At 70.3% G+C, this 15,009-nt stretch carries 13 protein-coding genes; 4 read left to right on the plus strand and 9 right to left on the minus strand.

Going from position 1 to position 15,009, the window contains the following annotated elements; genetic code table 11:
• Positions 1-2: 2 nt before the first annotated feature.
• Both tal and tkt read right to left on the minus strand, forming a co-directional pair.
• Entirely contained in the window at positions 3-1,142 is a 1,140-nt protein-coding gene (tal, locus tag FB390_RS17940; protein WP_141809963.1) for a transaldolase, read from the minus strand.
• Between the two features lie 6 nt (positions 1,143-1,148).
• The gene (gene tkt / locus FB390_RS17945) at positions 1,149-3,290 is read right to left on the minus strand and encodes a transketolase (RefSeq protein WP_141809964.1); all 2,142 of its coding nucleotides are present in this window, start codon (positions 3,288-3,290) and stop codon (positions 1,149-1,151) included.
• 420 nt (positions 3,291-3,710) lie between these two features.
• Between tkt and FB390_RS17950 the strand changes: the two genes are divergently transcribed.
• Entirely contained in the window at positions 3,711-4,703 is a 993-nt protein-coding gene (locus FB390_RS17950; RefSeq protein WP_425465870.1) for a heme o synthase, read from the plus strand.
• 18 nt (positions 4,704-4,721) lie between these two features.
• On the opposite strand, the gene FB390_RS17955 is transcribed toward FB390_RS17950, so the two are convergent.
• Complete coding sequence (locus FB390_RS17955; protein WP_246124081.1) at positions 4,722-6,146, minus strand: FAD-dependent monooxygenase; 1,425 nt, start codon at positions 6,144-6,146, stop codon at positions 4,722-4,724.
• Between the two features lie 84 nt (positions 6,147-6,230).
• On the opposite strand from FB390_RS17955, the gene FB390_RS17960 reads away from it, so the two are divergent.
• The gene (locus FB390_RS17960; protein WP_141809966.1) at positions 6,231-6,833 is read left to right on the plus strand and encodes a TetR/AcrR family transcriptional regulator; all 603 of its coding nucleotides are present in this window, start codon (positions 6,231-6,233) and stop codon (positions 6,831-6,833) included.
• A 23-nt stretch (positions 6,834-6,856) separates the two neighbouring features.
• Here FB390_RS17960 and FB390_RS17965 read toward each other — a convergent pair whose 3' ends face one another.
• Positions 6,857-7,822, minus strand: a complete 966-nt coding sequence (locus FB390_RS17965; protein WP_141809967.1) for a quinone oxidoreductase family protein — start codon at positions 7,820-7,822, stop codon at positions 6,857-6,859.
• A 62-nt stretch (positions 7,823-7,884) separates the two neighbouring features.
• On the opposite strand from FB390_RS17965, the gene FB390_RS17970 reads away from it, so the two are divergent.
• Complete coding sequence (locus FB390_RS17970; protein WP_141809968.1) at positions 7,885-8,235, plus strand: hypothetical protein; 351 nt, start codon at positions 7,885-7,887, stop codon at positions 8,233-8,235.
• A gap of 19 nt (positions 8,236-8,254) precedes the next feature.
• On the opposite strand, the gene FB390_RS17975 is transcribed toward FB390_RS17970, so the two are convergent.
• A complete protein-coding gene (locus tag FB390_RS17975) occupies positions 8,255-9,142 on the minus strand; it encodes a universal stress protein (RefSeq protein ID WP_141809969.1) in 888 nt (295 codons plus the stop codon).
• A gap of 189 nt (positions 9,143-9,331) precedes the next feature.
• Here FB390_RS17975 and FB390_RS17980 point away from each other — a divergent pair, with 189 nt between their 5' ends.
• Positions 9,332-10,081, plus strand: a complete 750-nt coding sequence (locus FB390_RS17980) for a hypothetical protein (RefSeq protein WP_141809970.1) — start codon at positions 9,332-9,334, stop codon at positions 10,079-10,081.
• Between the two features lie 45 nt (positions 10,082-10,126).
• On the opposite strand, the gene FB390_RS17985 is transcribed toward FB390_RS17980, so the two are convergent.
• The 4 genes from FB390_RS17985 to mptB form a co-directional block, all read right to left on the minus strand.
• A complete protein-coding gene (locus FB390_RS17985; protein ID WP_141809971.1) occupies positions 10,127-11,101 on the minus strand; it encodes a COX15/CtaA family protein in 975 nt (324 codons plus the stop codon).
• 71 nt (positions 11,102-11,172) lie between these two features.
• The gene (locus FB390_RS17990; RefSeq protein ID WP_141809972.1) at positions 11,173-11,964 is read right to left on the minus strand and encodes an ABC transporter permease; all 792 of its coding nucleotides are present in this window, start codon (positions 11,962-11,964) and stop codon (positions 11,173-11,175) included.
• On the minus strand, positions 11,961-12,893 hold the full coding sequence (locus tag FB390_RS17995; protein ID WP_097244418.1) for an ABC transporter ATP-binding protein: 933 nt from the start codon (positions 12,891-12,893) through the stop codon (positions 11,961-11,963). The genes FB390_RS17990 and FB390_RS17995 overlap by 4 nt, the downstream gene beginning before the upstream one ends.
• A complete protein-coding gene (gene mptB, locus FB390_RS18000; RefSeq protein ID WP_141809973.1) occupies positions 12,890-14,572 on the minus strand; it encodes a polyprenol phosphomannose-dependent alpha 1,6 mannosyltransferase MptB in 1,683 nt (560 codons plus the stop codon). Before mptB ends, FB390_RS17995 begins: the two co-directional genes overlap by 4 nt.
• Positions 14,573-15,009 lie beyond the last annotated feature (437 nt).

Genomic DNA, 15,009 nt, shown 5'->3' on the forward strand with positions numbered 1-15,009 from the left:
ATTCAGTTGCCCCCGGCCGACGACGCTGCGCCCAACTCCTCGGCGGTGGCGGAAAGCAGTTCCTCCCAGGACTTCTCGAACTTGTCGACGCCCTCGCGCTCGAGCACGTCGAACACGTCGTCCAGGTCGACGCCCACCGCGGCGAGCTTGTCGAAGACCTCCTTGGCCTCCGCCGCGGTGCCGCTGACGGTGTCGCCGCGGACCTCGCCGTGGTCGGCGACCGCCTCGAGCGTCTTCTCCGGCAAGGTGTTCACGGTGTTCGGGGCGACCAGCTCGGTGACGTAGAGGGTGTCGGGGTAGTCCGGGTTCTTGACGCCGGTCGACGCCCACAGCGGCCGCTGCCGGTTCGCGCCGACCGAGGCCAGGTGCGAGTAGGTGGAGGTGTGCTTGCCGCCGGCGAACACGTCCTGGTACTCGGCGTAGGCCAGGCGGGCGTTGGCCACACCGGCCTTGCCGCGCAGCGCCAGCGCCTCCTCGGAGCCGATCGCCTCCAGCCGCTTGTCGATCTCGGTGTCCACCCGGGACACGAAGAACGAAGCGACGGAATGGATCTTGGCCAGGTCGTAGCCCGCGCCCTTGGCCTTGCGCAGACCGTCCAGGTAGGCGCCCATCACCGAGCGGTAGCGCGCCACCGAGAAGATCAGCGTGACGTTCACGCTGATGCCCTCGGCGATCACCGCGGTGATGGCGGGCAGGCCCGCCTCGGTCGCGGGGATCTTGATGAACAGGTTGGGGCGGTCCACCGTCTTCCACAGGTCGATGGCCTGTGCGACGGTCTTCTCGGCGTCGAAGGCCAGCCGCGGGTCGACCTCGATGGAGACCCGGCCGTCCACGCCGCCGGAGGACTCGTACACCCCGGCCAGCACGTCGCAGGCCGCGCGCACGTCGTCGGTGGTGATGGTGCGGATCGCCGCGTCGGCGTCCGCGCCCTGCGCGGCAAGCGCTTTCACCTGCGCGTCGTAGGCGTGGCCCTGGCTGAGCGCGCCCTGGAAGATCGTCGGGTTGGTGGTGACGCCGACGACGCTGCGGGTCGCGACCAGTTCGGCCAGGTTGCCGGACTGGATCCGGTCCCGCGACAGATCGTCGAGCCACACCGAGACGCCCGCCGCGGCCAGCGCGGCGAGGTTTTCGTTCTGTGCCATGAGGTCTTATCCCTTCACGTTGTCGAGCGTGCGCTGCGCGGCGGCAACGACCGCGTCTTCGGTGATACCGAACTCGCGGAACAGGGTCTTGTAATCGGCCGAGGCGCCGAAGTGCTCGATGGACACGATCTCGCCCGCGTCACCGGCGAACCGGTGCCACGGCATCGCGATACCGGCCTCGACGACGACGCGCGCGCGGATCGCGGGCGGAAGCACCTCGTCCCGGTAAGCCTTGTCCTGCGCGTCGAACCACTCCACACACGGCATCGAGACCACCCGGGTGCCGATGCCCTGCGCCTCCAGCGTAGTGCGCGCGGCCACGGCGAGCTGCAGCTCCGAGCCCGTGGCGATCAGGATCACCTGCGGGGTTCCGGTGGACGCCTCGGCCAGGATGTAGCCGCCCTTGGCGACGCCCTCGTAGCTGGTGCCCTCCTGGATCGGCAGATCCTGACGGGTCAACGCCAACGCGGAAGGGCCGTCCTGGTGCGGCATCTCCGACACCGAGAAGTGCGAGGCGTTCTCGGCCGATTCACGCTCGAGGATGGTGCGCCAGGCGTAGGTGGTCTCGTTGGCGTCACCGGGACGCACCACGTTCAGGCCCGGAATCGCGCGCAGCGCGGCGAGGTGCTCGATCGGCTGGTGGGTCGGGCCGTCCTCGCCGAGGCCGATGGAGTCGTGGGTCCACACGTAGATCGCGGGCACCCGCATCAGCGCCGCGAGGCGGACCGCCGGGCGCATGTAGTCGCTGAACACCAAGAAGGTGCCGCCGTAGGGGCGAGTCGGGCCGTGCAGCGCGATGCCGTTGAGGATCGAACCCATCGCGTGCTCGCGCACACCGAAGTGCAGGGTGCGGCCGAACGGGTTGGCCTTCCACATGCCGGTCGAGATCGACTCGGGGCCGAAGCTCGGCTGGCCGGGCATGGTGGTGTTGTTGGACTCGGCGAGGTCGGCCGAGCCGCCCCACAGCTCGGGAAGCACGTCGGCCAGCGCGGCGAGCACCTTGCCGGACGCCTTGCGGGTCGCCATGCCCTTGGGGTCGGGCTCGTGCACCGGCAGGTGGGCGGTCCAGCCTTCCGGCAGCCTGCGCTCGACGAGGCGGTCGAACAGCGCCTTGTTCTCCGGGTTGGCGGCGGCCCAGGCGTCGAACTGCTGCTGCCAGGCCGCGTGCGCCGCCTTGCCGCGCTCGACGGCCTTGCGGGTGTGCGCGATGACGGCATCGTCCACCTGGAAGCTCTGCTCGGGATCGAAGCCGAGGATCTTCTTGGTGGCGGCCACCTCGTCCGCGCCGAGCGCCGCGCCGTGCGAGGCGCCGGTGTTCATCTTGTTCGGGGCCGGGTAGCCGATCACGGTGCGCAGCACGATGATCGAGGGCTTGCCGGTCTCGGCCTTGGCGGCCTCGATGGCGGCCTCGATCGCGACGACGTCCTCGCCGCCCTGCACGGTCTGCACGTGCCAGCCGTAGGCCTCGTAGCGCGCGGCAACATCCTCGGTGAAGGCGATGGTGGTGTCGTCCTCGATGGAGATCCGGTTGTCGTCGTAGATCACCACGAGGTTGCCCAGCTGCTGGGTGCCCGCGAGCGAGGACGCCTCGGAGGTGACGCCTTCCTCGAGGTCGCCGTCGGAGGCCACCACGTAGATGAAGTGGTCGAAGGGGCTGGTGCCCGGCGCGGCGGCCGGATCGAACAGGCCGCGCTCGCGGCGGGCCGCCATCGCCATGCCGACCGCGGAGGCCAGACCCTGGCCAAGCGGGCCGGTGGTGATCTCGACGCCGTCGGTGTGCCGGAACTCCGGGTGGCCCGGGGTGAGCGAGCCCCACTTGCGCAGGTTCTTCAGGTCGTCCAGTTCCAGACCGAAGCCGGTCAGGTAGAGCTGGATGTACTGGGTGAGGCTGGAGTGGCCGCACGACAGCACGAAACGGTCCCGGCCGACCCAGCTCGGGTCGCTCGGGTCGTGGCGCAGCACGCGCTGGTACAGGGTGTAGGCCAGCGGGGCCAGGCTCATGGCGGTGCCCGGGTGACCGTTGCCCGTGTTCTGCACCGCGTCGGCGGCTAGGACGCGGACGGTGTCGACGGCCTTGGTGTCCAGATCCGTCCAGTCGTCCGGGTAGTTCGGCTGAGTGAGGGCGCGGATGTCGTCTGTGACTGACACGACCGAGGTTCTCCTGACATTGGTCTCGTCGACGGCGGTGTTGGTAGCGGCGGTGGGAACGCACGGCAGCTGTGGCATGCATACCGGTTGTGTATCCAACCACCCTAGATGTGCCCGCTGGGCGCCATGCCGGGAACCCGCTTTAACGGCGCATCCAGGACTCGGCCGCGGCAGTGCGCGGGCTGATAGCGGACTGTGTCCTGGCGCACCGACGGGGCGCCGGGGCCTCGCGCCGGGCGGGGCTCGCGGCGGAGCGATGTCGGCGGGGGTCTACCATCCTCTGTAGTAGTAGCCGCGCCGCATTCGGCTGTAGGGCGCCGAGGCGGACGGACGTCCGGCGCTCGCGCATCCGTGACAGCGGGTTCGAGCGAGCTGCTCGTTCCATTGCCGGATGCGATGCACAGCGTGCGAGGAGAGACAGTGCGGATTGGGCAACAGCCGGGTGGCAATGGCGCACACGGCTCCTCCGCGACGGTGCTTGCCGACCGTTTCACTGGTCCCGGCCTACCGTCCCGGCTGATGCGACGGGTGCTCGCCTACATCGCGTTGACCAAGCCGCGCGTCATCGAGCTGCTGCTCGTCGCCACGATTCCGACGATGCTGCTCGCCGATCGCGGCAGCGACGTGAACATGCCGTTGATCCTGGCCACCCTGTTCGGTGGCTGGATGGGCGCCGCAAGCGCCAACACGCTCAACTGCGTGGCCGACGCGGACATCGACAAGGTGATGAAGCGCACCGCCAAGCGCCCGCTGGCCAGGGAGGCGGTGCCGACCCGCAACGCGTTCGTCTTCGGCGTCGCGCTGGGCATCGGCTCCTTCGCCTGGCTGTGGTGGCAGGCGAACCTGCTGGCAGGCGCGCTCGTCGTCGTCACCATCCTGTTCTACGTCTTCGTCTACACCCTCGGCCTGAAGCGGCGCACCTCGCAGAACGTCGTCTGGGGCGGCGCGGCGGGCTGCATGCCCGCTCTGGTCGGCTGGTCGGCGGTCACCGGCGGCATCGGCTGGCCCGCGATCGCGCTGTTCGGCGTCATCTTCTTCTGGACGCCGCCGCACACCTGGGCGCTGGCCATGCGCTACAAGGAGGACTACCGCGCGGCCGGCGTGCCGATGCTGCCGGTGGTCGCCACCGAGCGCACGGTGACCAAGCAGATCGTCGTCTACACCTGGCTCACCGTGCTCACCACGCTGGCGCTGGTGCCGGCCACCGGCGTGCTCTACGCCGCGGTGGCGCTGGTGGCGGGCGCGTGGTTCCTGCTCATGGCGCACCAGCTGTACGCGGGCGTGCGGCGCGGGGAATCGGTCAAGCCGCTGCGGCTGTTCCTCCAGTCGAACAACTACCTGGCCGTGGTGTTCTGCGGTCTGGCGGTGGACTCGGTGCTCGGCTGGGAGACCATCGGAAGCTTCTTCGGGTAAGCGCCCGGACTCGTGCGCTCAGTCGCGGCGGCCGAGATATCCGTCGGGACGCACGAGGACGCGCTCGCCGTCGAGGGCCGCGTACGCGGAGAACGCGTGCCCGTCGACATCGACCACGTGCGGTTCGGCGGTCGTGGCGCCGGGGCGCAGCACGGCGTAACTCCGCGCGCCCGGCTCGATGGGCAGCGGGCCGGTCGCGCCGAAGCAGAGCAGCGTCGCGTGCGGTCCGCGGAACAGATCGAACAGCCGCACCTGGTGTCCGTCGGCGTCCTTCACCGGCGCGTCGGGCGCGCGGTCGCCCACCGCCAATGCCCGGTGATCGCCGGGCGCGCGGTAGCTGATGTCCAGCTGCCGCGTCTCCTCGCCGCGCTCGAGCGCGTCGTCGTCGCCCTCGGTCAGCTTGTCCAGTAGCGCGGTGCTGAGACCGAGCACCCGCGCCGCCACCGCCCGACGTTCGGATTCGTAGCTGTCGAGCGCGGATTCGTCGCCGTCGAGTGCGGCGGCGAGCTTCCAGCCGAGGTTGTAGGCGTCCTGGATGCCGGTGTTCATGCCCTGGCCGCCGGTGGGCGGGTGCGTGTGCGCGGCGTCGCCGGCGAGAAACACCCTCCGGTCCCGAAAGCACTGGGCCAGCCGGATGTTCGGTCGCCAGACGGTCACCCAGGCCAAGTCGGTGAGCACGATATCGGTGCGGCCGCTGTGGTGGTCGACGTAGCGCTGGAGCAGCGCGAGCGTCGGCTCGGCGTTCTCGGTCAGTGGCGCGGCGACCTGGAAGTGCGCGCCGCCGGGCAGCGGCGACAGCACGATGCCCTCCATCGGACGCTCGGCGTCGGCGGCGAACCAGTAGCCGTACGCGTGGTCGAGGGCGTCGGCGCGCACGTCGCCGAGCAGCATGCGGAGGGAGTCGTCGGTGCTGCCCTCGAACGCGATGCCCGATCGCTTGCGCACCGTGCTGCGGCCGCCGTCGGCGCCGACGAGGTACGCCGCACGCACGGTCTCCCGCGCGCCGTCGCGGTCCAGGAGCGCGGTGACGCCGTCGTCGTCCTGCTCGAACGACACCAGGGGGGTGCCGGTCTCCACGCGTACCCCGAACTCGGCGAGCCGGTCGCGCAGGATCGCCTCGGTTCGTGATTGTCCGAGCGTCCACCCGTTCGGGTAGGGGACAGCCGGCGTCGGAGCGACGGGTTCGGCCATCCGGCGTTCCCCGGCGAACTCGCCGCCGAGGTAGGCGCGCAGCACCGGCATGGGCGCGCCCGCAGCGAGTACGGCGTCGAGCACGCCGAGATCGTCGAACACCTCCAGCGTGCGCGGCTGGATGCCGTCGCCGCGGGACCCCGCGAAGAATTCGGCGGCTTGGTCGACGATGCGCACCGGCACGCCGCGGCGGGCCAGGTCGATGGCGAGGGTGAGGCCGGTCGGTCCGGCTCCCGCGATGAGTACGTGCACGATGGCTCCATAACTGAATTGAAATTCACTGAATCGGTATTCAGTATTGGTGTTGGTACGTTGTGCTGTCAAGGAGGTGGCACGGTGGCGACGAGCCGCAAAGAGAGGTCGGCCGAGACGGAGCAGGCGCTCAAGGCGGCCGCGCTGCGGGTCTTCGCCGAACGCGGATATCTGAACACCAAGATCACCGACATCACCGCCGCCGCCGGACGGGCGGCGGGTTCCTTCTACAACCACTTCGCGAGCAAGGAAGACCTGCTCACGGCGCTGTTGCGCGATATGGCGGAGGCAGGCGACGAGCGCGCCGAAGCGGAGGGCCACGAACCGGATTTCAGCCGTCCCGAGGCGGTCCGGTATCACATCGAGGGGTACTGGCGTTTCGCGCGCGAGCACGTCGCGGTGCTGCGCGCGGTCGAGCAGGCGGCCCTCGTCGACGCCGAATTCGGCCGCAGCGCAGGGCAGTTCGCGAAGGATCAGCGCGCCGACATAGCCGACCATCTGGACGGTATCGCCGCGGCGGGGTTACGGCTGCCGAGCACGCCGGACGCGAGTCTCGCCATGATGTTCCTGCTCACCCAGGCGCTGCTCGGTGCGGTCGAGGACGGCAACGTCGAGCTGGACGACGACGAAGCCGTGGAAGGGTTGACCCGCTTCGTCTACCGCGGGCTGACCGGCCGGGACTACTGAGCCCGGAAGTCTCGGCGGGCGACTCAGGGCAGCAGGACGATCGAGCCCGTGGTCTTGCGTCCCTCCAGATCACGGTGCGCCCGTTCGGCTTCCGCGAGCGGATAGGTCGCGCCGACCCGGATGCGCAGCGTGCCGTTCGCCAGCGCCGCGAGAACATCGCCCGCGCGCCACAGCAATTCGGCGCGATCGCGGGTGTAGTGCGCCAGTGACGGACGGGTCAGGAACAGTGAGCCACCGGCGTTCAAGCGCTGCGGGTCGAACGGCGGGACCGGGCCGCTGGCGGCGCCGAACAGCGCCAGCGTGCCGCGCACGCGCAACGAGGCGAGGCTCGCGTCGAAGGTGGACTTGCCGACACCGTCGTAGACCGCCGCCACACCGACACCGTCGGTCAGCTTGCGGACCTGATCGGCGAGGTCGTCGCCGTAGCGAAGCACCTCCGCCGCGCCCGCTTCGCGGGAGAGCGTCTCCTTCTCGTCGGAGGACACGGTCGTGATGACCCGCGCGCCCCGGGCCGCGGCCAACTGGGTCAGGATCAGGCCGACACCACCCGCGCCCGCGTGCACCAGCACCGTCTCACCGGGTTCCGGCTGGTAGATCGACTCGATCAGGTAGTGCGCCGTCATGCCCTGGAGCAGCGCCGACGCGGCGACCGGGGGATCGACGCCGTCCGGCACCGGGATCGCGACGGCGGCGGGGACCACGACCCGCTCGGCGTAGCTGCCGGGCGCGGCCGCCCACGCGATCCGATCACCCACCGCGAACTCGGTGACGCCGGAGCCGATCGCCGACACGACGCCGGTGCCCTCGGAGCCGGGCACGTAGGGGACCGGCTGCGGATAGGTGCCCGTGCGAATGTAGGTATCGATGTAGTTGACGCCGATCGCCTCGGTGGTCACCAGCAGCTGATCCGGCCCGATGCTCGGCTCCTCGACCTCCGTGTACCGCAGGACCTCGGGACCACCGTGTTCGGAAACCTGAATGGCGCGCATGACATTCAGTTCTACACCCGCCGCGTCTGGACGGCGTCCTACCGGTCGGTAAACTCGCACGCATGAGCGTTGAGACCGCCCCGGCCCCCGTGAAGGTGTCGAGTTCCCTCGTCGACTCGGTGAAGGGATTCCTCGCCGATCACGGTGGCTCGGCCACGGCCGTCCTGCAGCCGATCGGCCGCATCGGCGTGCGCGTCACCCTGGTCGGCGCCGACGGCATCCTCGGCGACCGCGTCGTCGCCGACCTGCCCACCGCCAAGCGACTGGTCGAGGTCGTCGACGGCCTGACCGAAGCCGACGAGTGGGACCGCGAGCTCACCTCCGTCGTCACCCCGCGCAAGAGCCACTGGGCGCAGATGGCGGGCTGGGTCGCCCGCCAGACCCGCTTCCCCAAGGCGCGCAACGAGAAGTGACGCGGCGGCCCGGCCCGTCTCAGGACGCGGCGCGGGCCACCAGTACCGGGCACGGTGCGTGATGCAGCAGGTTCTGGCTCGTCGAGCCGAGCAATAGGCCGGTGAGCCGGTTGCGGCCCTGACTTCCGGTGACGACGAGCTGAGCGTCCGCGCCGTGCTCGAGCAGCGCGCGGGTCGCCGGGCTCTGCAACACCAGCTTCTCGACCTGGAGGTCGGGGAACTGGCTCGACCATCCGGCGAGCCGCTCGCTCAACAGCTTCTGCTCCTGCTGCGCCAGGACCTCCCAGGCGTCGGGCACCGGCGTCCACTGCAACAGATCCGGGTCGTTCCAGGCGTGCAGCGCGACGACCCGCACGCCGAGCAGTGCGGCCATCTCGAAGGCCCGTCCGACCGCGGCCTCGCCGCCGGGGCTGCCGTCCACGCCCACCAGCACCGGGCGGTCGTCGGGCAGCGGCTTGTCCACGTCGCCGCGCCACACCACCACCGGACAATGCGCCTTGTTGGCGACCCGCAGCGCCGTCGAACCGAGCAGCAGGGTGGTGATCCGGTCGTCGGCGGTGGCGGCCACCACCAGCAGTAGCGCGGTCGCGCTCGCCTCGACGAGTTCGTCGCCCGGCACGCCCTCCACCACCGTCTGGGTGATCTCCAAGTCGGGCTGATCGGCGCGCACCGCGTCGACCGCGGCCGCGGCGTGCTTCTTCGCCACGAACCGCAGCGTCGGCAGGATGTCGGCGTCGGCGACGATCGCGGCCGTGATCCGGTAGTCGATGGTCGGCACGATGCTCAGGACGACCAGCCGCACGCCCTCGCGCGCGGCTACGGCGCCCGCCCAGCGCGCGGCCGCCAGGGCCGATCGGCTGCCGTCGACGCCGACGACGATGGACTGCTGATAGGCGAACCTGGTCATCTCGCTGCCCTCCGGTGGTATCGACGCTGGTCTTTTTCAGGACGCGGTGTCTTTCTTCAGGCGCTGGGCTTCCGTCGGTGGTCGTCTCGGCTGTGTCCGCTCCGCTCCTCCATCGTGGCAGCCGAGTCGCCCATCGAGGCGCGCCGCGCGGTTTTGCCCCGTGTCCGGGGGCGTCGGTAGCGTCGCGGCGTGACTGAAATGGACGAACCGGACATCCACGAGCGGTACGAGGCCCAGATGTGGGCGCTGCACGACGATGTCTGGAACGCGTGGGGGCGACTCGATCCGGAGGTGTCGGCCCCGCGCTACCAATCGAGATTCATCCCGGCCGAGATCTGGGCCCAGATGGGCGTGCAGGAGCCGGAGCCGCCCAGCATCGATCACCCCAGCTACCGGGTGGTGCGCCGCCAGTACGGGCTGGTGGTGACCAGCATGGGCTTGTCGTTCCCCACCACCTGGTCGGACGCCGAGCCCACCAACGGCATCGAGGTCGAGGTCTACGCGGCAGCCACCGGCATTCCGGCGGACGCGCCGTTCGCCGACGTGATGGGTTCCTGGCTCGGGCAGGTGGTGACGGCGGTCGCGCACACCGCCTCCCAGCACGGATTCCGCTTCACCAGCAACCTGGAACACTATGGGACGCTGTCGATCTCGCTACCCGGCTTGGATTTTCCTCCGGAGGCCGCGGGAAGCTACGTCGACGAGAACGGGCTGGTCACCGTGCTACTGGGCCTGACAGACGAAGGTTTCCCGGACGCCGTCGCGGGTCCGCTGTCGGGGATCCGCATGGTCAACATCAAGCTGCTCACCGTCGCCGAGACCGCGTTCTGCGTCTCGGGCACCAGCGGCGTCACCGACGCGCGCGCCGAGATCGCGAATCGGCTCGCCGCCCAAGGCGATCCGCTCTGGTCCAGCTTGACGCGGCCGTCGGTGATCTGATCACCCACGCCGTTTCCGTGCGGTTCCGTCGGGAACCGCACGGGATCAGGCGGACTGAATCGCCGGGTCGGGCGCGACGGCGGGCACCGGTTCGCGGGTGCGCAGCGCGGCCCACAGGGCGGCGGTCGCCGCGGTGCACGCGGCGGCCCCGGCCACGTGGGTGACGACCAGCGCGGCGGGAACGTCGGTGAAGTACTGGACGACGCCGACCAGCGCCTGCGCGCAGACCACGCCGAGCAGCACGAACAGGCGGGTGCGCACCGTGCGGGAGATGCCGACGGCGAACAGTCCGAAACCGAGGCCGACCAGCAGCGCCAGGTAACCGATCAGCAGCTGCGAGTGCAGGTGCACCAGCGTGACGATCTCGATCTGCAACCGCTCGACCGGTCGTTCGATGCTCTTGTCTCCCGCGTGCGGTCCGGCGGCGGTGACCAGGGTGCCCGCGATCAGGACACCGGCCAGCGCGACACCGCTCAACGCGGTCAGCCAACGCAGCGGCGCGGGCGCCTGGATGGTCTGGACGCCGTCGTCCGGCTCGCAGATGCGCGCGTAGAGCACCGTGGCCAGCCACACCATCAGCATCGACGCCAGCAGATGCACCGCGACCGTCCACCACAGCAGACCGGTACGGACGGTGATGCCGCCGATGATCGCCTGCACCACGGTGCCGCCCGGCATCAGCCAGGCATAGAGCAGCACTTCGTTCCTGCGCCGCGCGCGCGTCACCGCGAGCACGATCAGCCCGGCGAACAGCGAGACCACGAAGGTCAGCAGCCGGTTGCCGAATTCGACGGCCTGGTGCACGACCGCCACCTCGGACACGCCGATCGGGGTGAAGCTGCCGGGGAAGCACTGCGGCCAGGTCGGGCAGCCGAGGCCGGAGGCGGTGACCCGGACGACCGAGCCGGTGACCGCGATGCCCGCCTGGGTGAGCACGACCGCGAGCGCGATCAGCCGCTGCGCCCGCAGCGAGGGGAGCGGGAGCTTGTCGACGAGTCGCAGGAATGCGCGATACAGCACGCAACGATGGTAGCGACCGGCGATCGGGCCACCGCACCCGGACTACTACATACCGTCGTTTGTACCGACGCTCACTCGAATCGGAACCAGCGCGCGGCCAGTACGCCCGAGACCACGCCCCACCCCGCGAGCACCGCGAGGCCGAACCAGTCGACGCTGCTGCGCAGCGCGTGTTCCAGGGTGACCGCGAGCGCGCCGGAGGGCACCAGCCTGGCGAGCACGTTCACGGCGGTCGGCAGGTCGTCGGAGGCGAACACCACGCTGGCGATGCCGAGCATGACGAACCACAGGATGTTGGCCAGCGCCAGCACGATCTCGGCCTTCAGCGTGCCGCCGAGCAGCAGGCCCATCGCGGCGAACGTGGCGGTGCCGAGCGCGATCACCGCCGCGCCGAGCAGCAGCCCGGCCGGACCCGGCCGCCAGCCGAGCGCGAAACCGATGGCGCCCAACAGGATCGCCTGCAGGACAACGACGATCAGCACCGCGGCGCTCTTGCCCGCGATGATGCCCCACCGCGGCAGCGCGGTGGCGCCGAGGCGTTTGAGCGCGCCGTAGCGGCGGTCGAAACCGACGGCGATGGCCTGCCCCGTGAAGGCGGTGGACATGACCGCCACCATCATCACGGCGGGCACGATCTTGTCCACCCGGTCCTGACCGAGACCGCCGAACGGCAGCAGCGTCAACCCGACGAGGAGCGTGATCGGGATGAACATGGTCAGCAGCAGCTGTTCGCCGTTGCGCAGCAACAGGATCAGCTCGAGCCGGGTCTGCGCGGCGAGCATGGCGGTGCGGGTGGTGGGACGCGGATCGGGCGCGAAGGTGCCCGGCGCGAAGCGGTTGGCGGTCGGTTCTGGCTGAGTCATCCGCGTAGGTCCCGTCCGGTCAGTTCCAGGAAGACGTCCTCGAGGCGGCGCTGGTCGATCCGGATGTCGGTGGCAAGCACGTTCAGCCGCGCGCACCACGCGGTCACGGTGGCCAGCACCTGCGGGTCGATCTCGCCCTCCACCAGGTACGAGCCCGGCGACGTCTCCCGCGGCGAGAAACCCTCGGGGAGCGCGGTTTTCAACAGTTTCAGGTCCAGTTTGGGCGGCGCGGTGAAGCGCAACTGCCCGGCGGCGCCGTGCGCGGTCACCTCGGCGGGCGTGCCGGAGGCGACGATGCGTCCGTGATCGATGATGACGAGCTGATCCGCGAGCTGCTCGGCCTCGTCCATCATGTGCGTGGTGAGCACCACGGTGACGCCGTCGCGGCGCAGCGCGTCGATCAGCTCCCACACGATCAGCCGCGCCTGCGCGTCCAGGCCCGCGGTGGGTTCGTCGAGGAACACGATCTCCGGCCGGCCGACCAGCGCGCAGGCCAGCGCCAAGCGCTGCTGCTGGCCGCCGGAGAGCCGCCGGTACGGTGTGCGGCGATTGTCCTGGAGCCCGAGGGTGCGCAGCAGCCACTGCGGGTCGAGCGGGTCGGCGGAGTACGCGGCGACCAGGTCGAGCATCTCGCCCGCCCGCGCGCCGGGATAGGAGCCGCCGCCCTGCAGCATGACGCCGATGCGGGAACGCAGCCGGTCCGAATCGGCGATCGGATCGAGTCCGAGCACCCGCACCGCGCCCGCGTCGGGGCGCACGAAACCCTCGCACATCTCGACGGTCGTCGTCTTCCCGGCGCCGTTTGGCCCGAGCAGCGCGAGCACCTGCGCCCGTTCGACATCGAAGGTCAGGCCGTCGACCGCGGTGGTCTCGCCATAACGCTTGACGACGCCGTCGACGCTAACGGCGGGTCCGGAGGCAGCGGTCACGAAGAGACACCGTAAGACGTCGGCTGCTGTGACGGAGCCGACACCCCCGGCTGAGCGCGCCACGGCAGCGAGTTACGCGTGATCACGATGAACAGCACGCCGACGATGACGGTGGCGATGGCGGCGCCCACGATCTGGAACACCTCTAGATCGGCGCCGCGCGGCATCTGCAGCACGCTGACCACGGCGGAGAACGCCACCGCAGGCACACGGAACACGGGCCGGGTCGCCCACGCCGCGAGCGGCACGATCGCCCACAGCAGATACCAGGGCTGCACGACTGGGAACAGCAGCACGATGGCGCCGAGGGAGACGCCGAGCGCGCCGACCGGATGCAGCCGTCCGGTGCCGGTGGCGACGAGCATGCGTAGCGTCACGAACGCCGCGGCCGCGGCGGCGATGGGGCGGGTGATGCTGAGCAGCGCGGTGGTGTGATCGCCGAGGCCGAGCAGCACGCCGCCGAAGCCGGTGATGATGCCGAGGGCGGTGGGCAACGACATCCAGCTGCGCACGGCGCTCGCGGTGTTGAGGGTGTGGATCCACCCGAAGCCGAGACCGCTCGCCGAACTGATCACGAGCGTGGTGCCGAGGGCTATCGCGCCGAGCATCGCGGCCGCCGCCAGCACGGGTCGCCAGCCGCCACCCCAGCGTCGGGCGAGCGCCATCCCCACGAAGCCCATCGCGATGATCGAGGTGATCTTGATCGTCGACGACAGCGAGATGAGCAGCGCACCCGCGATGAGCAGCGCGTAGGCCCGGCCGTCGAACGGGTGGGTGTCCTCGATCGCCCGCAGCGCGAACTCCAGTCCCGCCAGCATCAGGCCGATCATCAGCGCGTCGTTGTGCACGCCGCCCACCAGGTGGAACAGCACCAGCGGATTCGCCGCGCCGAGCCACAGCGCGCTCACCCCGGCGACGCCGCAGCGGACGGACAGCCGCGGCAGCGCCCAGACGATCAGGGCCACACCCGCCAGCGCGAGCACCCGGTGCACCCAGACGCCGAGAATGATGTTGTCCCCGGTCAATTCGGCGATGCCGCGGCCGATCCAGAGGAACAGCGGCCCGTACGGGGCGGGCGTGTCCCGCCAGATGGTCGGGACGTTGTTGGTGAGGACGTTGTCGATCCCGAGACCGGCGACCGGCCCCTCTTTGTAGGGATCGATGCCGCGCGCCGCGATCTCGCTCTGCGCCAAGTACGAGTACACGTCGTTGCTGAACAGCGGCGGTGCGACGCTGAGCGGGACGATCCACAGCAGCAGGGTGCGGTCGAGCTGGGAGCGGGTCAGCCGGTGCCGCGGGGAGCCGCCGATGCCGCCGACCGCGAAACGGCCGAGCAGCAGCCACGCGAGCACCACGACGACGGCGCCGATCATGCACATCGCCAGCGATCCGGTGTGCGCCCTGGCGAAGATACCGAGCACCCGCATGCCGGAGGTGGGATTCTGCTGCACCGGCTGCGCGCCGATGCCCAGCGCGCTGATCGCCATCAGCACCGTGCCGGTCGCGCCCATGAGCCGGATGCGGTCGAGCTGGACCAGCTCTCTGCGGTCGAGTTCGGGCACCTCGGATTCGTCGCGGTGCAACACCGCGATGGTGTGATCGGCCGCGGGCACATCGAGACCGAGTGCCCGGCGCCCGAATACCACTGCCTTGCGCCGCGCGCCCTCCAGTACCGCCACGAGACGCAGCCTAGTGGGCACTGCCGGACGGAGTCCGTCAATAGTCCGCGCATGGCCGGAGCGAAGGCGGAGGTACGCCTAGTGGGCGCTGCCGGAGGCAGTCCGTCAATAGTCCGCGCACGGCCGGAGCGAAGGCTGACCTCGGCCTCGAAAGCCGTATGTACGTAATTCCCAGGTGCCCGAAGCGAGTGTGGCCAATGTCGCAGCCGGGCCGGTCCTCGCATCGAAGCGCCGGTGCGGCGGCATGGGAGCGCGATGTCCTCGCCGCCGGGCCGACGGATGTAGACGCAGGTCTCAGCGGGAAGTGCCAGGTCGAGGCGATTCGAGCCCCCGGGGCGGCGGCGCGGCGGCGTCGGGTTTGCTGAATCGCGACTCTTGTCTCGTGCGGGAAGAGGCGTTGCCGGTCGTCCCTCGACGCAGGTCGAGCCCTGTTCCAC

This window comes from Nocardia bhagyanarayanae (genome assembly GCF_006716565.1).
Taxonomy (GTDB): domain Bacteria; phylum Actinomycetota; class Actinomycetes; order Mycobacteriales; family Mycobacteriaceae; genus Nocardia; species Nocardia bhagyanarayanae.

Excerpts from the sequence above, each read along its gene's own strand:
- FB390_RS17990 (WP_141809972.1), bottom strand. The coding sequence starts at position 11,964 with ATGACTCAGCCAGAACCGACCGCCAACCGCTTCGCGCCGGGCACCTTC.
- FB390_RS17965 (WP_141809967.1), bottom strand. The coding sequence starts at position 7,822 with ATGCGCGCCATTCAGGTTTCCGAACACGGTGGTCCCGAGGTCCTGCGG.
- FB390_RS17970 (WP_141809968.1), top strand. The coding sequence starts at position 7,885 with ATGAGCGTTGAGACCGCCCCGGCCCCCGTGAAGGTGTCGAGTTCCCTC.
- tal (WP_141809963.1), bottom strand. The coding sequence starts at position 1,142 with ATGGCACAGAACGAAAACCTCGCCGCGCTGGCCGCGGCGGGCGTCTCG.
- FB390_RS17975 (WP_141809969.1), bottom strand. The coding sequence starts at position 9,142 with ATGACCAGGTTCGCCTATCAGCAGTCCATCGTCGTCGGCGTCGACGGC.